Source organism: Nocardioides sp. GCM10023255 (assembly GCF_042653125.1).
Taxonomy (GTDB): domain Bacteria; phylum Actinomycetota; class Actinomycetes; order Propionibacteriales; family Nocardioidaceae; genus Nocardioides.
On the sequence record NZ_JBHSHU010000005.1, the window covers coordinates 1 to 19,856 of the forward strand.

At 73.6% G+C, this 19,856-nt stretch carries 23 protein-coding genes and 1 pseudogene; 19 read left to right on the plus strand and 5 right to left on the minus strand.

What is annotated here, in order from left to right; all coding sequences use genetic code 11:
• Positions 1-743 (plus strand): annotated as a pseudogene (locus ACFO9I_RS09095) (hypothetical protein); the annotation flags it as partial.
• A gap of 290 nt (positions 744-1,033) precedes the next feature.
• On the opposite strand, the gene ybaK reads toward ACFO9I_RS09095, so the two are convergent.
• Together ybaK and ACFO9I_RS09105 are read right to left on the minus strand one after the other, a co-directional pair.
• Entirely contained in the window at positions 1,034-1,522 is a 489-nt protein-coding gene (gene ybaK / locus ACFO9I_RS09100) for a Cys-tRNA(Pro) deacylase (protein WP_379179996.1), read from the minus strand.
• Positions 1,523-1,534: 12 nt separating this feature from the next.
• Positions 1,535-2,200 carry an LON peptidase substrate-binding domain-containing protein gene (locus tag ACFO9I_RS09105; RefSeq protein ID WP_379179998.1) on the minus strand — a complete coding sequence of 222 codons (666 nt, stop codon included), beginning with the start codon at positions 2,198-2,200 and terminating at the stop codon, positions 1,535-1,537.
• An 85-nt stretch (positions 2,201-2,285) separates the two neighbouring features.
• Here ACFO9I_RS09105 and hisD point away from each other — a divergent pair, with 85 nt between their 5' ends.
• Genes hisD through hisF form a run of 7 tightly spaced genes read left to right on the plus strand, consistent with a single transcriptional unit; the run spans position 2,286 to position 7,836 of the window.
• Entirely contained in the window at positions 2,286-3,596 is a 1,311-nt protein-coding gene (hisD, locus tag ACFO9I_RS09110) for a histidinol dehydrogenase (protein WP_379180000.1), read from the plus strand.
• 4 nt (positions 3,597-3,600) lie between these two features.
• Complete coding sequence (locus ACFO9I_RS09115) at positions 3,601-4,704, plus strand: histidinol-phosphate transaminase (RefSeq protein WP_379180002.1); 1,104 nt, start codon at positions 3,601-3,603, stop codon at positions 4,702-4,704.
• Positions 4,701-5,327 (plus strand): imidazoleglycerol-phosphate dehydratase HisB, encoded by a 627-nt coding sequence (hisB, locus tag ACFO9I_RS09120; protein ID WP_379180004.1) that lies wholly within the window; start codon positions 4,701-4,703, stop codon positions 5,325-5,327. The genes ACFO9I_RS09115 and hisB overlap by 4 nt, the downstream gene beginning before the upstream one ends.
• Positions 5,324-5,974 (plus strand): imidazole glycerol phosphate synthase subunit HisH, encoded by a 651-nt coding sequence (gene hisH, locus ACFO9I_RS09125; protein WP_379181109.1) that lies wholly within the window; start codon positions 5,324-5,326, stop codon positions 5,972-5,974. The genes hisB and hisH overlap by 4 nt, the downstream gene beginning before the upstream one ends.
• Positions 5,971-6,297 (plus strand): hypothetical protein, encoded by a 327-nt coding sequence (locus ACFO9I_RS09130; protein WP_379180006.1) that lies wholly within the window; start codon positions 5,971-5,973, stop codon positions 6,295-6,297. Before hisH ends, ACFO9I_RS09130 begins: the two co-directional genes overlap by 4 nt.
• A 43-nt stretch (positions 6,298-6,340) precedes the next feature.
• The gene (priA, locus tag ACFO9I_RS09135) at positions 6,341-7,078 is read left to right on the plus strand and encodes a bifunctional 1-(5-phosphoribosyl)-5-((5-phosphoribosylamino)methylideneamino)imidazole-4-carboxamide isomerase/phosphoribosylanthranilate isomerase PriA (RefSeq protein WP_379180008.1); all 738 of its coding nucleotides are present in this window, start codon (positions 6,341-6,343) and stop codon (positions 7,076-7,078) included.
• The gene (gene hisF, locus ACFO9I_RS09140) at positions 7,075-7,836 is read left to right on the plus strand and encodes an imidazole glycerol phosphate synthase subunit HisF (RefSeq protein WP_379180010.1); all 762 of its coding nucleotides are present in this window, start codon (positions 7,075-7,077) and stop codon (positions 7,834-7,836) included. The genes priA and hisF overlap by 4 nt, the downstream gene beginning before the upstream one ends.
• Positions 7,837-7,853: 17 nt before the next feature.
• Here hisF and ACFO9I_RS09145 read toward each other — a convergent pair whose 3' ends face one another.
• From ACFO9I_RS09145 to ACFO9I_RS09155, 3 genes are all read right to left on the minus strand, one after another.
• Positions 7,854-8,027, minus strand: coding sequence for a hypothetical protein (locus tag ACFO9I_RS09145; RefSeq protein WP_379180012.1), 174 nt, complete (start codon positions 8,025-8,027; stop codon positions 7,854-7,856).
• Between the two features lie 82 nt (positions 8,028-8,109).
• Complete coding sequence (locus ACFO9I_RS09150) at positions 8,110-9,147, minus strand: hypothetical protein (protein ID WP_379180014.1); 1,038 nt, start codon at positions 9,145-9,147, stop codon at positions 8,110-8,112.
• A 64-nt stretch (positions 9,148-9,211) separates the two neighbouring features.
• Positions 9,212-9,847 carry a TIGR03085 family metal-binding protein gene (locus ACFO9I_RS09155; RefSeq protein WP_379180016.1) on the minus strand — a complete coding sequence of 212 codons (636 nt, stop codon included), beginning with the start codon at positions 9,845-9,847 and terminating at the stop codon, positions 9,212-9,214.
• Between the two features lie 79 nt (positions 9,848-9,926).
• On the opposite strand from ACFO9I_RS09155, the gene ACFO9I_RS09160 reads away from it, so the two are divergent.
• From ACFO9I_RS09160 to lgt, 11 genes are all read left to right on the plus strand, one after another.
• Positions 9,927-11,753, plus strand: a complete 1,827-nt coding sequence (locus tag ACFO9I_RS09160) for an ABC transporter ATP-binding protein (RefSeq protein WP_379180018.1) — start codon at positions 9,927-9,929, stop codon at positions 11,751-11,753.
• Complete coding sequence (locus tag ACFO9I_RS09165; protein ID WP_379180020.1) at positions 11,750-13,561, plus strand: ABC transporter ATP-binding protein; 1,812 nt, start codon at positions 11,750-11,752, stop codon at positions 13,559-13,561. The genes ACFO9I_RS09160 and ACFO9I_RS09165 overlap by 4 nt, the downstream gene beginning before the upstream one ends.
• A gap of 53 nt (positions 13,562-13,614) precedes the next feature.
• On the plus strand, positions 13,615-13,968 hold the full coding sequence (hisI, locus tag ACFO9I_RS09170; protein WP_379180022.1) for a phosphoribosyl-AMP cyclohydrolase: 354 nt from the start codon (positions 13,615-13,617) through the stop codon (positions 13,966-13,968).
• A complete protein-coding gene (locus tag ACFO9I_RS09175; protein WP_379180024.1) occupies positions 13,961-14,635 on the plus strand; it encodes a Trp biosynthesis-associated membrane protein in 675 nt (224 codons plus the stop codon). The genes hisI and ACFO9I_RS09175 overlap by 8 nt, the downstream gene beginning before the upstream one ends.
• A 43-nt stretch (positions 14,636-14,678) precedes the next feature.
• Positions 14,679-14,879, plus strand: coding sequence for an HGxxPAAW family protein (locus ACFO9I_RS09180; RefSeq protein WP_379180026.1), 201 nt, complete (start codon positions 14,679-14,681; stop codon positions 14,877-14,879).
• A gap of 22 nt (positions 14,880-14,901) precedes the next feature.
• Entirely contained in the window at positions 14,902-15,351 is a 450-nt protein-coding gene (locus tag ACFO9I_RS09185) for a DUF2752 domain-containing protein (protein WP_379180028.1), read from the plus strand.
• A gap of 71 nt (positions 15,352-15,422) precedes the next feature.
• Positions 15,423-16,205, plus strand: a complete 783-nt coding sequence (gene trpC / locus ACFO9I_RS09190) for an indole-3-glycerol phosphate synthase TrpC (RefSeq protein ID WP_379180030.1) — start codon at positions 15,423-15,425, stop codon at positions 16,203-16,205.
• The gene (gene trpB, locus ACFO9I_RS09195; protein WP_379180032.1) at positions 16,202-17,491 is read left to right on the plus strand and encodes a tryptophan synthase subunit beta; all 1,290 of its coding nucleotides are present in this window, start codon (positions 16,202-16,204) and stop codon (positions 17,489-17,491) included. The genes trpC and trpB overlap by 4 nt, the downstream gene beginning before the upstream one ends.
• Positions 17,488-18,285, plus strand: a complete 798-nt coding sequence (gene trpA / locus ACFO9I_RS09200; RefSeq protein ID WP_379180034.1) for a tryptophan synthase subunit alpha — start codon at positions 17,488-17,490, stop codon at positions 18,283-18,285. The genes trpB and trpA overlap by 4 nt, the downstream gene beginning before the upstream one ends.
• Positions 18,278-18,901, plus strand: coding sequence for an SCO family protein (locus ACFO9I_RS09205; protein WP_379180036.1), 624 nt, complete (start codon positions 18,278-18,280; stop codon positions 18,899-18,901). The genes trpA and ACFO9I_RS09205 overlap by 8 nt, the downstream gene beginning before the upstream one ends.
• Before the next feature lie 3 nt (positions 18,902-18,904).
• Positions 18,905-19,807 (plus strand): prolipoprotein diacylglyceryl transferase, encoded by a 903-nt coding sequence (gene lgt / locus ACFO9I_RS09210; protein WP_379180038.1) that lies wholly within the window; start codon positions 18,905-18,907, stop codon positions 19,805-19,807.
• The last annotated feature ends 49 nt before the right edge of the window (positions 19,808-19,856 follow it).

A 19,856-nucleotide genomic window follows, 5' to 3' on the forward strand; every position in this document is an offset into this window, starting at 1 on the left:
AGACCACCGTGGCGCACGCGATCGCCACGTTCGACCCCGACCTGATCGCCCAGCAGGAGAAGAAGGGCCGCAACGGGTGGCACGTCACGCTGCGGCACGACCACCCCGGCCGGTTCGACGGCACCAGCTACCTCGACGTCGCCGGGGACACCCTCGACCTGACCGCCTTCCACGACCTGGTCTGCGACCAGGCCGCCCAGCTCAAGGCCATGGGCGACCAGGACGACCTCGAGGTCCGCAAGGCCAAGGCCCTCGGCGTGATCGCCGCCCAGCAGGCCACCCTCGACCTCCTCTCCGTCACCGGACACGACACCGGACAACCCACCGACCAGCCCGCGGCCGCGCCCGTGGATGCAGCCGCTGTCACAGACGTGAAGCCACGGCCGCCCAGGACCCGGCTCTACCTCCACCTCAACCTGGCCGACCTCTCCCTGGCCGACCTCGCCACCGGCTGCACCACCACTGAGCCCGGCACGAGCGGGACGGTGACCGGCACGGTCGAGCGGCTCGGGCCGGCCACCATCGACCTGATCAAGGACTGGGTCGGCCGCTCGAGGGTGACCGTCCAGCCGGTCATCGACCTCGCCACCACCAAGGCGGTCGACCAGCACGACCCACCACCGTGGATGGCCGAGCTGGTCATCCTGCGCGACGGGCACTGTGTCTTCCCCTGGTGCCAGATCGACGCCCGACGGTCCGACCTCGACCACATCGAGCCCTACGTCCCGCTCGACGAGGGCTGACCGCCGGGGCAGACATCCCCCGACCGGCTCGCCCCACTCTGCCGGCGACATCACCGCTGCAAGACCTCCGGCCGCTGGCGCTACCGACGGCGACGCGACGGCAGCTACGAGTGGCACGGCCCCCACGGCCGCAGCTACCTCGTCGCCCCGCACGGCACCATCCGCCTCGACACCAACTGACCCACACCGGACAGCACGCGCAGGCCTGATCACCCGGCACCCGCCGGGTGATCAGGCCTGCCGTGCTGCCCTGGGACGCAGGCCACCGCCCGCGAGCCGCGGCCCAGACCTCACGCCCTCCTGATCGCCGCCGTGGTCGCGCCGGTGACCCGGACCAGGTCGGCAGGAGCGATCTCGAGGTCCAGGCCTCGCCGACCGCCGGAGACGAAGACGGTGGGGTGGTCGAGCGCGGTGCTGTCGAGGACGGTCGGGTGGGAGCGCTTCTGGCCGATGGGGGAGATGCCGCCGGCGACGTACCCGGTGGCCCGCTCGGCCGCGGCGACCTCCGCCATGGCTGCCTTGCTGCCACCCAGCGCGCGGGCCAGTGCCTTCAGGTCCAGCTGCCCCGAGACGGGCACCACCGCGACCGCGAGCCGGCCGTCGACGGTGGCCATCAGCGTCTTGAACACGCGCGCGGGATCCAGGCCGAGGGCCTCGGCGGCCTCTAGCCCGTAGGACTCCGCGCGCGGGTCGTGGGCGTACTCGTGCAGGGTGAAGGAGATGCCGGCGCGGGTGAGGGCGACCGTGGCCGGCGTCCCGCCTGCGGACTTCTTCGCCATCCGGGCCTCCCCTCAGTTGGGGGACCAGCGGGTCCGCGCCACCTCGGTGGCCGGCAGCGACGGGATGACGTTCATCGCGCGCAGCTCGCCGCGCAGCAGGTCGGTGACCATGACCAGCCGCTCCGCTGCGTCCTCGGCCTCGAGCAGCGCCTGCCGCTCGTGCATCGGCAGGGGAGCGACGGCGGCCAGGGTCCAGGAGAGGTAGCCGGGGTCCTTGGGCAGGCTGCCGGTGTAGGGGTCGCTGCGGATGTCGGTGAGCGCCATCCGGTACGCCGAGAAGGTCGCCCGCGCCCGGTCCAGGATCTCCTCGGGGACGTGCGCGGGGGTCTCGGGCCGCTCGACGACGTGCCCCACCGGGAAGGTCCCGGAGGTGTCCAGGCGCTGCAGCTCGATCCGGTCCAGCCCGACCGCCACGATGTCGAACGTGCCGTCGGGGTGCGGCTCCACCTCGGTGAGCTGGACGCGGCAGCCGACGCGGTAGAGCGACTGCGCCCCGTGGTCGCCGACCTCGTACCCCTCCCGGATGCCCACCGACCCGAAGACCCGGTCCGCCGGGTCCTCCACCCGCAGCAGGTGGTGGACCAGCGCGCGGTAGCGGTCCTCGAAGATCGTCAGCGGCACGCTCACGCCGGGGAACAGCACCGCGTTGAGCGGGAACATCGGCAGGGGAGCGGTCACACAGCCAACCTAGGGCACGCGCGGGCGTGGTCCAGCCAACGTCGCGGGTTCGGCCGCGGCGCGCCGCCCTCGTAGAATCGGCCCCATGATTCGCCGGATCGACCTGCGTGGAGCCGCCGCCGACGGCGCGGCTCCCGTCGACTACCGCGCGGCCGTGCCGCGCGCCGAGTTCGACGTCGAGGCCGCGATCCATGTCGTCCGCCCGATCTGCGACGCGGTGCGTGACCGCGGCGTCGAGGCGATCGCCGAGTTCAGCGCGAAGTTCGACGGCGTCGAGCAGACCGACATCGCGGTCCCGGCCGAGGCGATCCGCCGTGCCCTCGACGAGCTCGACCCGGCCGTCCGCGCCGGCCTCGAGGAGTCGATCCGCCGGCTGCGCGCCACCTGCGAGGCCGAGCTGGAGCACGACGTCGTCACCGACCTCGGGCCCGGCGCCCGGGTCACCCACCGCAAGGTGCCGGTCCAGCGCGTCGGCCTCTACGTGCCCGGCGGGCTCGCGCCGCTGGTCTCCAGCGTGGTCATGAACGTCGTGCCCGCCCAGGTCGCGGGCGTCGAGTCCATCGCGCTGACCTCGAGCCCCCAGAAGGCGCACGGCGGCCTGCCGCACCCGACCATCCTGGCCGCCTGCGCGCTGCTCGGCATCGACGAGGTGTACGCCGTGGGCGGAGCCCAGGCGATCGCCATGTTCGCCTACGGCGCCGGCCCCTGCCGCCGCGTGGACCTGGTGACCGGCCCGGGCAACATCTACACGGTCTCGGCCAAGCGGCTGCTCAAGGGCCTGGTCGGCATCGACTCCGAGGCGGGCCCGACCGAGATCGCGGTGCTCGCCGACGACACCGCCGACCCCGCGCACGTCGCCGCCGACCTCATCAGCCAGTCGGAGCACGACCCCATGGCCGCCAGCGTCCTGGTCACCCCGTCCGAGCGCCTCGCCGACGAGGTCGAGGCCGAGCTCGACAAGCAGGTCTCCGTCACCCGCCACACCGAGCGGATCCGCACCTCCCTGGCCGGTCGCCAGTCCGGCATCGTGCTCGTCGACGACGTCGAGCAGGGCCTGGAGGTCGTCAACGCCTACGCCGCCGAGCACCTCGAGATCCAGACCGCCGACGCCTCGGCGGTCGCCGCCCGGGTGCGCAACGCGGGCGCGATCTTCGTCGGCTCCTACGCGCCGGTGAGCCTGGGCGACTACTGCGCCGGCTCCAACCACGTGCTGCCCACGGCGGGCTGCGCCTGCCACTCCTCGGGGCTGTCGGTCCGCGCCTTCCTCAAGTCGGTGCACGTCATCGACTACACGCGCGAGGGCCTGGCCGAGGTCGCCGACCACGTCGTCACGCTGGCCGAGGCCGAGGACCTGCCCGGCCACGGTGCCGCGGTCCGCGTCCGCTTCCAGGGCTGACGCCATGGGTGAGTTCCCACCGCTCCGCGAGGAGCTGCGCGGCCTCGCGCCGTACGGCGCCCCGCAGCTGGACGTGCCCGTCCAGCTCAACGTCAACGAGAACCCCTACGGACCCTCGCCGGCGTGCGTCGCCGACATCGCCGCCGCGGTCGCCGAGGCCGCGGGCACGCTCAACCGGTACCCCGACCGCGAGTTCACCGAGCTGCGCGAGGCGCTCGCGGCGTACCTCTCCCGGGACACCCCCCACGGGATCGACCCGGCGCAGGTCTGGGCCGCGAACGGCTCCAACGAGGTGATGCTGCAGCTGCTCCAGGCCTTCGGTGGCCCGGGGCGCGTCGCGCTGAGCTTCGCGCCCACGTACTCGATGTACCCCGAGTACGCCCGCGACACCATGACCGAGTGGGTCCAGGGCCGGCGCGAGGACGACTTCTCGCTCGACCTCGACCGGGCGCGCGCCCTGATCGAGGAGCGGCGCCCGAGCGTCGTGCTGCTGCCCTCGCCGAACAACCCCACCGGCACGGCCCTGGCCCCCGAGGCGGTCACCGTGCTGTGCGAGGCCGCGGCCGGGCACGACGGGATCGTGGTCGTCGACGAGGCGTACGGCGAGTTCCGCCGCAGCGGCACGCCCAGCGCGTTGGAGCTGCTGCCGGAGCACCGCAACCTCGTCGTCAGCCGGACGATGAGCAAGGCCTTCGCCCTCGCCGGGGCGCGGTTGGGCTACCTGGCCGCGGACCCGCGGATCTGCGACGCGATCCGCGTCGTGCGCCTGCCCTACCACCTCTCCGCGGTCACCCAGGCTGTCGCGCTGGCGGCGCTGCGGCATGCGCCGGAGCTGCTCGGCAGGGTCGACGAGCTGCGCGCCGAGCGGGACGCGTGCGTCGAGTGGCTGCGCGGCCAGGGACACACGGTCGCCGACACGGACGCCAACTTCGCGCTGTTCGGCACCTTCGCCGACCGTCATGCTGTCTGGCAGGGGCTGCTCGACCGGGGTGTGCTGATCCGGGAGGTCGGCCCCGAGGGGTGGCTCCGGGTGTCGATCGGCACGCCGGAGGAGATGGACACGTTCAAGAAGGCGCTCGTCGCCGTCACGGAGGAAGGACTCACATGAGCTCCCAGGGATCGGGCAGGGTCGCGCGGATCGAGCGACAGACCAGCGAGTCCAAGGTGCTCGTCGAGGTCGACCTCGACGGCAGCGGTCGGCACGACATCTCCACGGGCGTCGGGTTCTACGACCACATGCTCACCGCCTTCGCGCGGCACGCGCTGGTGGACCTGACGGTCCAGACCGAGGGCGACACCCACATCGACGCCCACCACACGGTCGAGGACACCGCGATCGTGCTCGGCCAGGCGCTGCGCGAGGCGCTGGGGGACAAGAAGGGCATCCGCCGCTTCGGCGACGCCACCGTCCCGCTCGACGAGGCGCTGGTGCAGGCCGTCGTGGACGTCTCCGGGCGCCCGTACTGCGTGCACACCGGTGAGCCGGACGCCCAGGCGTACGTCGCCATCGGCGGCGACTCGGGCCCGGCGTTCCAGGGCTCGCTGACCCGGCACGTCTTCGAGACGATCGCCTTCCACGCCCACCTCGCGCTGCACGTCCGCGTGCTCGCCGGCCGCGACCCGCACCACCTCGTCGAGACCCAGTTCAAGGCCTTCGCCCGCGCCTTCCGCGACGCGGTGGCCCTCGACCCGCGCGAGACGGGCGTCCCCAGCACCAAGGGCACGCTCTGAGCCCCCGGGTCGTCGTCCTCGACTACGGGTCGGGGAACCTCCGCTCGGCCGTGCGTGCCGTCGAGCGCGCCGGCGCCGAGGTGACCCTCACGGGTGACTTCGACGCGGCCCTGGAGGCCGACGGGCTCCTGGTCCCCGGCGTGGGTGCGTACGCCGCGTGCATGGCCGGGCTGCGCGCGATCAAGGGTGACCGGATCATCGGCCGCCGGCTCGCGGGCGGCCGGCCGGTGCTCGGCATCTGCGTGGGCATGCAGGTGCTGTTCGCGCGCGGGGTCGAGCACGGCGTCGAGACCGAGGGCTGCGACGAGTGGCCGGGTGTCGTCGAGCGGCTCCGGGCGCCGGTCGTGCCGCACATGGGCTGGAACACCGTCGAGGTCCCCGCTGGGTCGCGACTCTTCGAGGGCATCGAGGACGAGCGGTTCTACTTCGTCCACTCCTACGGGGTCCGCGAGTGGACCCTGGAGACCAACGACCGCACCCGCGCGCCGCTGGTCACGTGGGCCCGCACGGGGGAGCCGCAGGACGGCGGCGACCGGTTCGTGGCGGCGGTGGAGAACGGCCCGCTCACCGCGACCCAGTTCCACCCCGAGAAGTCCGGCGACGCGGGCGCCGCACTGCTGCGCAACTGGGTACGGACCCTCGGGTGAGCAAGGAGCGGCAGGTCCGCCGGGCCGAGCGGGAGCGCGAGGCCGCGATCAGGGCTGCCGCCCGCGCCCGCGAGGAGGAGCGCCGGCAGCGGTCGCAGGCCCGTCGCCGGGCGCTGACCGGCTGGCTGCCGACGCCGCGACGGACGCCGGGCCTGCTGGCCCAGCGCCGGCGCCGTGAGCTGACGTTCACGATCTGCCTGCTGGTCGCGGTCAACGTGCTCGTCTGGGTCGTCACGCCCGAGTGGGGGCTGCGGATCCTGGCGGTGATGGTGAGCCTCCTCGTCGCGCCCGTCATCCACACCCTGCTGTTCCGCCGGCGCTGAGACCCGGCGCCGCTCTACTCGTCCCCGAACCTAGGATTTCCCCATGGCTGACTACCTCGAGCTGCTGCCCGCCGTCGACATCGCCGGAGGCCAGGCCGTCCAGCTCGTGCAGGGCGTGGCCGGCTCGGAGAAGCGGTTCGGCGACCCCGTCGAGGCGGCGCTGCGCTGGCAGGACGCGGGTGCGGAGTGGATCCACCTCGTCGACCTCGACGCCGCGTTCGGCCGCGGCCACAACCGCGAGCTGCAGGCGAAGATCGTCGGCACCCTCGACATCCGCGTCGAGATGAGCGGCGGCATCCGCGACGACGAGTCGCTGGCCGCCGCGATGGCGACCGGCTGCCGCCGGGTGAACATCGGCACCGCGGCGCTGGAGCAGCCGGAGTGGTGCGCCCGCGCGATCGCGGAGTACGGCGACCGGGTGGCCGTGGGCCTCGACGTCCGCGGCCGCACGCTCGCGGCGCGCGGCTGGACCCGCGAGGGTGGCGACCTCTACGACGTGCTCGCCCGGCTCGACTCCGAGGGCTGCGCGCGGTACGTCGTCACCGACGTCAACAAGGACGGCATGCTCCAGGGCCCGAACCTGCAGCTCCTCAGCGACGTGTGCGCGGCCACCGACCGACCCGTCGTCGCCTCCGGCGGCGTCACCACCCTCGACGACATCCGCGCCCTGATGTCGCTGGTGCCGCAGGGGGTCGAGGGCGCCATCGCCGGGACCGCGCTCTACGAGGGCCGGTTCACCCTCGAGGACGCGCTGGCCCTGACGAAGCCGGCCGTGTCGTGAGCCTCGCCGTCCGGGTCATCCCGTGCCTCGACGTCGACGCAGGTCGCGTGGTGAAGGGGATCAACTTCAAGGAGCTCCGCGACGCCGGTGATCCCGTGGAGCTGGCCCGCACCTACGACGCCGAGGGCGCCGACGAGCTGACGTTCCTCGACATCTCGGCCTCCCACGAGGGCCGGGCCACCACGATGGACATCGTGTCGCGCACCGCCGAGGAGGTCTTCATCCCGCTGACCGTCGGCGGGGGAGTCTCCAGCGTGGCGGACGTCGACCGGCTGCTGCGGGCGGGCGCCGACAAGATCGCGGTGAACACCGCTGCGATCAACCGGCCCGAGCTGGTCGCCGAGATCGCGGACCGCTTCGGCAACCAGGTGCTCGTGCTCTCGGTCGACGCGCGACGGGCGCCCGGCACCGACTCGGGCTTCGAGGTCACCACCCACGGTGGGCGCAAGTCCGCCGGGCTCGACGCGATTGCGTGGGCGGCACGTGCGGCCGAGCTCGGCGCGGGCGAGATCCTCCTCAACGCCATGGACGCCGACGGCACCCAGGACGGGTTCGACCTCGACCTGATCCGCGCCGTGCGACGCGAGGTCAGCATCCCGGTCATCGCCTCGGGCGGCGCCGGTCGCGTGGAGCACTTCCCGCCCGCCGTCGAGGCGGGTGCGGACGCGGTGCTGGCAGCGACGGTGTTCCACTTCGGCACGCTGCGGATCGCCGACGTGAAGGCCGCGCTGGCCGCAGCGGGTCACCCGGTGCGCTGACCGGGCGCGTCACTCGCTCAGAGTGGACCACCGAAGTTCGGACCGCTGGGGTTGTTGTAGTTCTCGACCTTGCCCTGGAAGGTCTGCACGTCGCTGCGCGCCCTGCGGTCGCTGATCCCGCCGCGACGCGGCCAGAAGGCGTACGCCGCCAGTCCGACGACCACCACGGCCACCACGATCCACCAGAACATGCGCTTCCCCCGTCGTCGGCACTCGATCTGCTTCGAGAGTACTCCCGCGGCCGGCCGCCCGGGGGCGGCGCAGCCGGGCGGGTCACCGGCCAGCTGCCAGCAGCGCCGGCGGCACGTCGTACAACCGGCGCCCCTCGGGGTGCGACACCCACAGGTGCCCGTCCTGGAGCACGGCGTCGACGTTCTCGGTCGTCCTCGGCTGCGCGTCCAGCACCAGCTCGCCGGTGACCTCCCGCGTGCGGGCGTCGATCGTCCACACCGTCGGACCCTGCTGGCCGACGACGTGGACAGTGTCCCCGTCCGCGACGACCGCGTCGGCGGTCGCGAGGTCGGGGAGGTCGGCCACCGGCGTCAGGGTCCGGGCGTCGAGCCCGACCACGCGGCCGTCGGTGGTGCAGGCGACCCACACCACACCGGCGGCCTCGGCCAGCCCTTGCGGTGACGTGCAGCCCGCGACGTCGACGGTGGTCGCCTCGCCGTCGGCCACGCGGGTCACCGACCCGGCGACGTAGCTGCTCACGTAGACCCCGTCCGGACCGGCCGCGACCAGCCGCGGCCCGATGCCCACCTCGACGGCCGCGCCGATCTTCCCGGTGGCGGGGTCCAGCGGCAGCACCCGGTCACCGGCCTGGTCCACCACCCAGACGCGGTCACCGTCGAACGCCAGCCCCTCGGGCTCGCTGCCCGCGGGCCGAAGCGTCGTACGCCGGTCGACCTCACCGCTGCCGGGGTCGATGCGGACCACCGCCCCGTCCCCGATCGCGCTCACCCAGACACCCTCGGGGGTGTCGACCAGCCGAAGCGGCAGCGACCCCACCTTCACGCCCCGGTCGCCGGACACGAGGACCCGGCCGGCGTCCGGGAGCGCCGCCCAGACGTCGCTGCCGACCGCTGCGAGCCCCACCGGGCCGTCGTCGAGCCCGGTGACCGCGACCCCGTCCGGGACCGTGGCGCTGGAGTCTTCGTCGGTCGGCTCCACCGGGGTCGCCGGCGCGTCCGAGGGGGTGGCGTCGCCGCTGCTGCACCCGCCGAGCAGGAGCGACCCGACCAGGGTCGACCCGACAAGGGCGGCGACCAGCGCCGGGACCCGCGACGCGGGCGTGGTGAGAGGTCGTCCCATGGGCCGACGGTACGGCGCCGGGACCCGGGTCGTCCGGCACTCGTGGTCACGGTTCGGGCACGGCTCAGATGCCGAGGTCGGCCCTCCGCAGCCGCGCCACCCGCTCGGCCGTCCCGTCGAGCCGGACCTCGGCCACCCGGTCCCGGCCGAAGAGCAGCAGCACGATCTCGGAGGGCAGCCCGGTCACCACGACCGGGTCGTCCCCGCGCCGGAGCACCGCGGTGGCGCCCGTGTCGGTGCGACGCAGCTGCACGGGCACGCCGGCCGGACGCACCAGACCGCGCCCGGCGACCTTGATCGCCGACCACAGGCGGGACTGGTCGCGCTGGTCGAGCTCGCGCGCCTCCCAGCCGGGCTGCGCCCGCCGCAGGTCCTCGTGGTGGACGAAGTACTCCAGGGTGTTCAGGAGCCGGTCCACGGGCGGGAGGGCGTACGGCGTGAGGCGGGGGTGGCGCAGCTTCTCGACCAGCGCGGCGAAGTCGGCCCGGCCCACCTTCGCCATCTCGTGCTCGGCGAGCCCCTCGAGGCGGGGCACCGCGATCCCCAGCGCGCCGAGGGGACGGTTCTCGCGCACCAGCAGGTGGGTGACCAGGTCCTTGGCGTCCCAGCCCTCGCACAGCGTCGGTGCGTCCTCGCCGAGAGCCAGTGCGGTGTCGCAGAGGGCGCGTCGTTCACGCCGGGCGAGGGAGGGGGTGCTCATGCCCGCGAGCATAGGTCGGACCCAGCGGTGGGCCCCGCGTGATTCGGCGGGTGTCGGTGGCGGCGAATAACCTGAGCCGGTGACGGACAAACGGGTGGGGCGGCGCGGATCGACGACGCGCGAGGGGTTCGCCGTGCTCGGCGTCGCCATCCGCCGGGAGCCCTGGATCTTCACCGTCTCCACCATCGGCAGCCTGCTCTTCGGCGCGCTCACCGTGGCCGACGCCTGGGTGCTCGGCTGGTCGACCGACCACGTCGTGCTGCCGGCGTTCGAGCAGGGCAGCATCGACGCGAGCCTGCTGTGGGCGGTGCTCGCGCTCTTCCTCGGCGTCGCGATCCTGCGCGCCGTCGGCATCGTGGCGCGCCGCCTCGGCGCCGGCGTCATGCAGTACCGCATGCAGGCGCACACCCGCCGGGCCGTGACCCGGCAGTACCTCTCCCTCCCCATGGAGTGGCACCAGCGCCACCCGACCGGGCAGCTGCTCTCCAACGCGAACGCCGACGTCGAGGCTGCCTGGGGGCCGATCGCGCCGCTGCCGATGGCGGTCGGCACCCTCGCGATGATGGTGATCGCCATCGCGCAGATGTTCTTCGCCGACGTGGTCCTGGCAATGGTCGGTCTGCTCGTCTTCCCGGCGGTCATCGTCGCCAACCTCGCCTACCAGCGGCTCGCCTCCCCGCTGATGACGCGGGCCCAGCAGCTGCGTGCCGAGGTCAGCGAGATCGCCCACGAGTCCTTCGACGGCGCCCTGGTGGTCAAGACCCTCGGGCGCGAGGAGGAGGAGACCCGCCGGTTCGCCGACCGGGCCCACGAGCTGCGCGACGTCAACATCCGGGCCGGCCGGGTGCGCGCGGCGTTCGACCCGATCCTGGCGGCGCTGCCCAGCGCCGGCGTGCTGGTCGTCCTGGCGGTGGGCGTCTCCCGGGTGCTGAACGGCGCCACCGACGCCGGTGACGTGGTCACGGTCGCCTACCTGCTGACCATCGTGTCCTTCCCGATCCGCTCCATCGGCTGGCTGCTGGGGGAGTTCCCCCGCAGCGTCGTCGGCTTCCGCCGGGTGACCGCCGTCCTCGAGGCGACCGGCGAGATGCAGTACGGCGACCGGTTCCTGACCCGCGACGCAGGCGGCGCCCGGCTCGTCGTCGACGGCCTGACCTACGCCCACGACCCGGAGCAGGGGCTGCTCGAGGACCTCACCTTCGAGGTCGAGCCGGGTCGCACGGTGGCGCTGGTCGGCGCCACGGCCTCCGGCAAGAGCACGCTCACCACGCTGATGACCCGCCTCGTCGACCCCGACGGCGGCCGGATCCTGCTCGACGGCACCGACCTGCGCGACCTGGCCCGCGGCGAGCTCGCCCGCTCGGTCGCGATCGTGCCGCAGACCGCGTTCCTCTTCGACGACACCGTGCGTGGCAACGTCACCCTGGGCGCCGACGTCTCCGACGAGGAGGTGTGGGCCGCGCTGCGCGCAGCGCAGGCCGACGGGTTCGTCGCCGCGCTGCCCGAGGGGCTCGACACCAAGCTGGGGGAGCGCGGCACCTCCCTGTCGGGCGGTCAGCGCCAGCGGATCTCCCTGGCCCGGGCGCTGGTGCGCCGGCCGCGGCTGCTGATCCTCGACGACGCCACGTCCGCGGTCGACCCGGAGGTGGAGGCGCGGATCCTCGAGGCGCTGCGCTCCGGCGACACCGGGGCCACGCTGGTGGTGGTCGCCTACCGGAAGGCCACGATCGGGCTCGCCGACGAGGTGGTCCACCTCGAGGGCGGCCGGATCGTCGACCGCGGCACCCACCAGGAGCTGCTGCGCCGCAGCCCGTCGTACGCCCGGCTCGTCAACGCCTACGAGCACAGCGAGCACCCCGAGGCCCTGCCCGACCACTCGGGCGAGCTGGCAGGAGACACCCAGTGAGCGCCACGACCAGCGAGCGCACCAGCGGCACCCGGATGGACACCGGCGAGGAGATCGCCGCGATCGAGACCATCCGCCGCGGTGTCGCCTTCTCCCCGGAGCTCAAGGAGGGGATCGGCTGGACCCTCGTGCTCGCGGTGCTCGCCTCCGTGGGCCAGGTCATCGTGCCGATCGCGGTCCAGCAGACCCTCGACCGCGGCCTGAACGGCCCCGGCGGTCCCGACGTCCGCTTCACCGCGCTGATGGGACTCGCGGCCTTCGTCGGGCTGCTGGTGACCAGCTGGGCGTCGTACGCCATGACGAGCCGGCTGTTCACCGCCTCGGAGAAGGGGCTGGCGACGCTGCGGATCAAGGCGTTCCGCCACGTCCACGACCTGCCCCTGCTGACGCAGAACACCGAGCGCCGCGGCGCGCTGGTCGCGCGGGTGACCAGCGACGTCGACCAGGTCAGCCAGTTCCTCGTCTTCGGCGGTCTGATCTTCGTGGTCAGCATCGGCCAGATGCTGGTCGCCACGATCATCATGGTGGTCTACAGCTGGCAGCTCGCGGTCGTGGTGTGGGTCTGCTTCGCGCCGCTCTTCCTCTCGCTGCGCTTCTTCCAGCGCAAGCTCTCCGACGCCTACGGCACGGTCCGCCGCCAGGTCGGACTGCTGCTCTCGGCCGTCTCCGAGCCGGTGGTCGGTGCGGCGGTCGTGCGGTCGTACGCCGTCGAGGACCGCACCCAGCGCCGCATCGACGACGCGATCGAGGCCCACAAGGCCGCCAGCACCCGCGCCCAGGGCTTCACGGCGTTCTCGTTCTCCCTCGGCGGGGTCTCGGCCGGCCTCGCGAACGCCGGCGTGCTGATCGTCGGCATCTGGCTCGGTTTCGCGGGCGACATCACCGCCGGGAAGGTGCTCGCCTTCGCGTTCCTGGTGACCCTGTTCGTCGGTCCGGTGCAGATGGGCACCCAGATCCTCACCGACGCGCAGAACGCCATCGCCGGTTGGCGGCGGGTGATCGGGATCCTCGACACGCCCGCCGACCTCGTCGACCCCGGTCCGGAGGGGGAGACCCTGCCCCGCGGGCCGATCGACGTGCGCTTCGAGGACGTCACGTTCGCCTACCCCGGCGGGCCCCCGGTCCTGCGGGACGTCACCCTCGACATCGCCGCGGGCACGCGGGTGGCGATCGTGGGCGAGACCGGCTCCGGCAAGTCCACCTTCGCCAAGCTGCTCACCCGGCTGATGGACCCGTCGCAGGGCCGGGTCCTGCTCGACGGGGTCGACGTGAGCACGATCGCGCACTCCTCGCTGCGACGCGGGGTGGTGCTGGTGCCGCAGGAGGGCTTCCTCTTCGACGACACGCTGCTGGCCAACGTGCGCTACGGCCGGCTGGACGCGGCCGAGGCCGACGTCCTGGCCAGCGCCGACGAGCTCGGGCTGGGCGACTGGCTGGCCGGTCTCCCCGCGGGGCTCGCGACGCGGGTGGGCCAGCGCGGCGAGTCGCTGTCCGCCGGTGAGCGGCAGCTGGTCGCGCTGCTGCGGGCCCACCTCGCCGACCCGGACCTGCTCGTGCTCGACGAGGCGACCAGCGCCGTCGACCCGGCCCTGGAGATGCGGATCGGCCGCGCGCTCGAGCGCCTGATGAGCGGCCGGACCTCGGTCACCATCGCGCACCGGATGTCGACCGCCGAGAACGCCGACGAGGTGGTCGTGGTCGACAAGGGCCGGATCGTCCAGCGCGGTCCCCACCGCGAGCTCGTGCAGCAGCCCGACAGCGTCTACGCCGGGCTGCACGCCTCCTGGGTCGCACAGCAGGGCGCCTGACGTCGAGCCGGGCCGGATCAGGCCCGGCACTGCCCTCCCGCGATACTGGGAGGGTGACCTCCCTCGACCCCGCCATCGCCCAGCGCCTCAAGCGGTCCGCCGACGGGCTGGTGCCCGCCGTGGTGCAGCAGCACGACACCGGCGAGGTGCTGATGCTCGGCTGGATGGACGACGAGGCGCTGGCCCGCACGCTCACGACCCGCCGGGCGACGTACTGGAGCCGGTCCCGCCAGGAGTACTGGATCAAGGGGGAGACCTCCGGCCACGTGCAGCGGGTCAAGGAGGTCCGCCTCGACTGCGACGGCGACACGATCCTGCTCCGCGTCGACCAGGAGGGCGTGGCCTGCCACACCGGCGACCGGACCTGCTTCGACGCCGACGTGCTGCTGGAGCGCGCCGATGGCTGACGCCGGGCACGCGCCCGCGGACGAGCCCACCGAGCCGCCGCGGGACCCGGCACGCCGCACGTTCGGGCCGGTCGTCCTCCTTGGCCTGGTCGGCGCCGGCCTGGCCGCCGTCGCCGGCAACAAGCCGTGGGCGCACGCCGAGGGCGACTCGGCGGGCCAGCTCTCCTCGCTCGCCCTGTCGGTGGACTCCGGCAAGGCCCCGGCCGCGGGCGCCCTGGCGCTCGTGGTGCTCGCGTGCTGGGGCGTGGTGCTGGTCACCCGTGGCCGGGTCCGACGCGCCGTCGCGCTGCTGGGTGCGGTCGCCTCGCTCGGCACCCTCGCCGCGGTGGTGGCGGGGTGGTCGTCGGTGGTCGACACGCTCCGCGCGGACTACGCCGCGGTCGGCATCACGGACGTGGCGGTCTCCCACACGGGCTGGTTCTGGGCGGCCGCCGCCGGCGCGGTGCTCTCGCTGGTGGCCACGGTGCTGGCCGTCCGGTGGGCGCCGGCCTGGCCGGAGATGGGCAGCAGGTACGACGCCCCCACCGGCGGTCGCCCCGCGCAGGCCGCCGTCGCGCCCGAGGATCAGTCCAACCTCGAGCTCTGGAAGGCGATCGACGAGGGCCGCGACCCCACGGCCGCACCGATCGACGAGGGTCGCGGCCCCGAGGCCGGAACGGCCCAATAGACTGTGTCCCGCACGACCGACCCCCGCGTTTCGAGGAGCCTGCATGTCTGACAACCACGGCAACACCCCCGCAGCCTGGAGTGCTGTCGCGGTCGCGCTGCTCGGCTTCGTGGTGGGGGGAGCCGGGCTGATGCTGGACCCGATCAACATGACGGTCTTCTGGGTGGGCGTGGCCCTGTGCGTCGCCTCGCTCGTCGTCTACGCCGTCATGGCCAAGCTGGGCCTGAACGCCTCCAGCCACTGACCGTCCCCTGACGGGAGAGCCCGTGACCCTGCCCGTGATGGCCGCCGCCGCGCCGCCGCCGCTCACGCGGCCCGGTCGCCTGCAGCGGCTGTCCCTGCCGCTGGCGGCGGGTGCGCTGGCCGTGGCCGGCACGCTGGCGCTCCACCTGCGCGACCCCCACGCCTCCGGGTCCTGGGGATTCTGCCCGGTGGCGCTGCTCGGGCTCAGCTGCCCCCTCTGCGGCAGCCTGCGGGCGGTCAACGACCTCACCCACCTCGACCTGGTCGCGGCCGCGTCGAGCAACCTGCTGCTGGTGGTGGCCGCGCCGTTCGTCGTGGCGCTGTGGGCGCGGCGCCTCGTGGCCTGCTGGCGTGGGGGAGCAGCGATGGCCCCGCTGCGCATCCCGCGTGCGGCCTGGGTCGCGTTCGTGGCGGTGCTGGCCGTCTTCACGGTGGCCCGCAACCTGCCGGTGGGCGGCTGGCTCGCCCCCTGAGCCCCCGCGCCCACGCTCACCGTCCGGGTGAGAGGCTTGTCCCCACACCCTCGTACCGACCAGGAGGTCCCATGTCCGTGCTCGACGACATCGTCGCCGGCGTGCGGACGGACCTCGCCGCACGCGAGTCCCAGACCCGCCTGGCCGACCTGCGCGCCGCGCTCGCCGACGTGGACCCGCCCCGGGACCCGATGCCGCACTTCCGCGCGCCCGGCTCGAGCGTGATCGCCGAGGTCAAGCGACGCAGCCCCAGCAAGGGCGACCTCGCCGACATCCCGGACCCGGCCCGCCTGGCCGCGGCATACGCCGCCGGCGGGGCCGGCGCGATCAGCGTGCTCACCGAGCAGCGCCGGTTCGGCGGCAGCCTCGACGACCTGCGCGCGGTGCGGGCGGCGGTGGACACCCCGATCCTGCGCAAGGACTTCATCGTCACGGAGTACCAGCTGGTCGAGGCCCGCGCCGCCGGCGCCGACCTCGCGCTGCTCATCGTGGCGGCGCTGGCCGACGACGACCTGCGCCGGCTCTTCGACGTGGCGGGCGAGCTCGGCCTGACCGTGCTCGTCGAGGTCCACGACGAGCCCGAGACCGAGCGCGCGGTCGCCCTGGGCGCCGAGCTGGTCGGCGTCAACGCCCGCAACCTCAAGACCCTCGCCGTCGACGGCGACACCTTCGGCCGGCTGGCGCCCCTGATCCCGGACGACCGGGTCAAGGTCGCGGAGTCGGGCATCTTCGGTCGCGACGATGTGGTCCGCTTCGTCTCCGAGGGCGCCCGTGCGGTGCTCGTGGGCGAGGCGCTCGTCAAGGACGGCGACCCCGAGCAGGCCGTGCGAGCCATGACAGGAGTGCAGGCATGACCACCAACGTGGAGAGGCCGACCAGCTACGACGCGGACGCCCAGGGCTGGTTCGGCGGACCCGAGGCCGGCTGGGGCGGCCGCTTCATGCCCGAGGCGCTCGTGGCGGCGCTCGACGAGCTCACCGTCGCCTGGCAGGACGCCATGGCCGACCCGACCTTCGTCGCCGACTTCGACGCGATCCTGCGCGACTACGCGGGCCTGCCCAGCCCGCTCTACCTCGCCGAGCGGCTCAGCGACAAGGTCGGCGCCCGGATCCTGCTCAAGCGCGAGGACCTCAACCACACCGGCGCCCACAAGATCCGCAACGTGCTCGGCCAGGCCCTGCTGACCAAGCGGATGGGCAAGACCCGCGTCATCGCCGAGACCGGCGCCGGCCAGCACGGCGTCGCCAGCGCGACGGCCGCGGCCTACTTCGGCCTCGACTGCACCGTCTACATGGGCGCGGTCGACACCCGCCGCCAGGCCCTCAACGTCGCCCGCATGCACCTGCTGGGCGCCAAGGTCGTCCCGGTCGAGTCCGGCAGCGCCACGCTCAAGGACGCCATCAACGAGGCGCTGCGCGACTGGGTCGCCAGCGTCGACCACACGGCGTACCTCTTCGGCACCGCGGCGGGGCCGCACCCGTTCCCCAGCATGGTCCGTGACTTCACCCGCGGCATCGGTGACGAGGCCCGCCAGCAGTGCCTCGACCGCTACGGCCGGCTGCCCGACGCCATCGCGGCGTGCGTGGGCGGGGGGTCCAACGCGATCGGCCTGTTCACCGCCTTCCTCGACGACCCCGAGGTCGCGATCTACGGCTTCGAGCCGGGCGGCGAGGGCGTCGACACCCCGCGGCACGCCGCCACCATCCACGCCGGTGCCAAGGGCGTCCTGCACGGCGCCCGCACCTACGTCCTGCAGGACGAGGACGGCCAGACCATCGAGTCCCACTCGATCTCCGCCGGCCTCGACTACCCCGGTGTCGGGCCCCAGCACGCCCACCTCGCGGCGACCGGGCGGGCGACGTACCTCCCCGTCACCGACGACGAGGCCATGCAGGCGATGGCGCTGCTCAGCCGCACCGAGGGCATCATCCCCGCGATCGAGTCCGCCCACGCGGTGGCCGGCGCGCTCCGGGTGGCCGAGCGGCTCGCGGCCGAGAAGGGCCCCGAGGCGACGGTCCTCATCAACCTCTCGGGCCGCGGCGACAAGGACATGGGCACCGCGATCGAGTACTTCGGGCTCGGCGACCCCGACCAGGTCACCGAGGAGCCCGTGGGCGACCCCGAGGAGGGTGAGGCGTGAGCACCGCGCTGGCGTTCGAGAAGGCCAGGGCCGACGGCCGTGCGGCGCTGGTCGGCTACCTGCCGGCCGGGTTCCCCGACGTCGCCGGCGGCATCGAGGCCCTCCGGGCGATGGTCGACGCCGGGTGCGACGTCATCGAGGTCGGCCTGCCCTACAGCGACCCGGTGATGGACGGCCCGACGATCCAGGCCGCCGCCCAGCAGGCGCTCGACCGGGGCGTGCGGACCACCGACGTGCTGCGCACCGTCGAGGCGGTCGCCGCGACCGGCACGCCCACCGTGGTGATGACCTACTGGAACCCGGTCGAGCGGTACGGCGTCGAGCGGTTCGCCGCCGACCTGGCCAGCGCCGGGGGAGCGGGCCTGATCACGCCCGACCTGACCCCCGACAGCGGCGGCGAGTGGATCGCGGCGGCCGACCGCCACGACCTCGACAAGGTCTTCCTGGTGGCGCCGTCCTCGACCGACGAGCGCATCGCCATGACGACCGCGGCCTGTCGCGGCTTCGTCTACGCCACCGCCGTCATGGGTGTGACCGGCGCCCGCGCCACGACCAGCGACCTCGCCGGTCCGCTGGTCGAGCGCACCCGGCGGCACACGTCGCTGCCGATCGGTGTCGGGCTCGGCGTCAGCAACGGCGACCAGGCGGCCGAGGTGGCGTCGTACGCCGACGGCGTGATCGTCGGCTCGGCTTTCGTCCGCACCCTGCTCGACCACCCCGACGACCGGGCGGCGGGCCTGCGCTCGCTCCGGGCCCTCACCGAGGACCTCGCCGCCGGCGTACGTCGTGCGTAGGGCCCGCGGGCGTCGGGCCCTCGCCACGGTCCTCGCCACCGGCCTGCTCGCGCTGGCCGGCTGCGGCGGGGAGGCGTCGTCGTCCTCCGGCGGGTTCAACGGCAACCGCCTCGACCCGCCGTTCGAGGTGTCCGCCGTGCCGCTGACCGACACGACCGGCGCGTCGTACTCGCTCACGAAGAGCACCGACAAGCCGCTCACCCTCGTCTTCTTCGGCTACACCCACTGCCCCGACATCTGCGGGGTGGTGATGGCCAACCTCGCCTCGGCCATGACACGGCTCAGCGACGCCGACCGCGAGCGGGTCGACGTGGTCTACGTGACCACCGACCCCGCCCGCGACACCGAGACGGTGCTGGCCCGCTACCTCGAGCACGTCGACCCGGACTTCATCGGGCTGACCGGCGACCTCGCCGACATCGTCGAGATCGGCAAGCCGCTCGGGGTGGGCGTGACCCAGGGCAAGAAGCTGCCCTCCGGCGGGTACGACGTCACGCACGGCACGACCATCACCGGGATCGACAGCCACGACGAGGCCCCGGTCTACTGGTCCCAGGAGACGTCGGCGGCGCAGTTCGCCGAGGACATCCACACGCTGCTCGCCCAGGGGGACTGACCCATGCTCACGGCGCTCTCGATCCCGAGCCCCTCGCAGGGGGTGTGGTACCTCGGCCCGCTGCCGGTCCGCGGCTACGCGCTCTGCATCATCCTCGGCATCGTCGCAGCCATCTGGATCGGCGAGCGGCGCTGGGTGGCCCGTGGCGGTCGCGCCGGCGAGGTCAGCGACCTCGCGGTCTGGGCGGTGCCGTTCGGCCTCGTGGGTGGCCGGCTCTACCACGTGATGACCGACCACGACCTGTACTTCGGCGAGGGCAAGCACCCCATCGAGGCGCTCTACGTGTGGCGTGGCGGGCTCGGTGTCTGGGGCGCGATCGCGCTCGGCGCGCTGGGTGTCTACATCGGCGCCCGCCGCAAGGGGATCCGGCTGCTGCCGGTGCTCGACGCGATGGCGCCCGGGGTCCTGGTCGCCCAGGCCCTCGGGCGCTGGGGCAACTGGTTCAACCAGGAGCTGTTCGGCAAGCCGACCGACCTGCCGTGGGGCCTGGAGATCTCGCGCGACAACCGTCCGGTCGGCTACTTCGACTACCAGACGTTCCACCCGACGTTCCTCTACGAGTGCCTCTGGGACCTCGGCGCCTTCGGCTTCGTCGTCTGGGCGGACCGCAAGTTCCGCCTCGGCCACGGGCGGGTGGTGGCGCTCTACGTGATGGCCTACACCGCCGGCCGCGGCTGGATCGAGATGCTGCGCATCGACGACGTCGAGCTCAAGGACGTCGGAGGGCTGCGGTTCAACGTCTGGACCTCGATCGTGCTGTTCGTCGCCGCCGCGATCTACTTCGTGGTCAGCTCCCGGCTGCGCCCCGGACGCGAGACCGAGGTCTACCGGCCCGGCCACGAGCCGGAGCCGGAGTCGGTCGAGGCGTCCGACGAGTCCCGCACGACGCCCGGCACGGTCGACTGACCGGGCGCCGGACGGCCCTGTCCGCCAGGGGAACAGCCGGTGCTCGGCG

Excerpts from the sequence above, each read along its gene's own strand:
- ACFO9I_RS09180 (WP_379180026.1), top strand. The coding sequence starts at position 14,679 with ATGTCTGACAACCACGGCAACACCCCCGCAGCCTGGAGTGCTGTCGCG.
- ACFO9I_RS09150 (WP_379180014.1), bottom strand. The coding sequence starts at position 9,147 with ATGGGACGACCTCTCACCACGCCCGCGTCGCGGGTCCCGGCGCTGGTC.
- priA (WP_379180008.1), top strand. The coding sequence starts at position 6,341 with ATGGCTGACTACCTCGAGCTGCTGCCCGCCGTCGACATCGCCGGAGGC.
- trpC (WP_379180030.1), top strand. The coding sequence starts at position 15,423 with ATGTCCGTGCTCGACGACATCGTCGCCGGCGTGCGGACGGACCTCGCC.
- ACFO9I_RS09115 (WP_379180002.1), top strand. The coding sequence starts at position 3,601 with ATGGGTGAGTTCCCACCGCTCCGCGAGGAGCTGCGCGGCCTCGCGCCG.
- trpB (WP_379180032.1), top strand. The coding sequence starts at position 16,202 with ATGACCACCAACGTGGAGAGGCCGACCAGCTACGACGCGGACGCCCAG.
- ybaK (WP_379179996.1), bottom strand. The coding sequence starts at position 1,522 with ATGGCGAAGAAGTCCGCAGGCGGGACGCCGGCCACGGTCGCCCTCACC.
- lgt (WP_379180038.1), top strand. The coding sequence starts at position 18,905 with ATGCTCACGGCGCTCTCGATCCCGAGCCCCTCGCAGGGGGTGTGGTAC.
- ACFO9I_RS09175 (WP_379180024.1), top strand. The coding sequence starts at position 13,961 with ATGGCTGACGCCGGGCACGCGCCCGCGGACGAGCCCACCGAGCCGCCG.
- ACFO9I_RS09145 (WP_379180012.1), bottom strand. The coding sequence starts at position 8,027 with ATGTTCTGGTGGATCGTGGTGGCCGTGGTGGTCGTCGGACTGGCGGCG.
- ACFO9I_RS09155 (WP_379180016.1), bottom strand. The coding sequence starts at position 9,847 with ATGAGCACCCCCTCCCTCGCCCGGCGTGAACGACGCGCCCTCTGCGAC.
- hisB (WP_379180004.1), top strand. The coding sequence starts at position 4,701 with ATGAGCTCCCAGGGATCGGGCAGGGTCGCGCGGATCGAGCGACAGACC.
- hisD (WP_379180000.1), top strand. The coding sequence starts at position 2,286 with ATGATTCGCCGGATCGACCTGCGTGGAGCCGCCGCCGACGGCGCGGCT.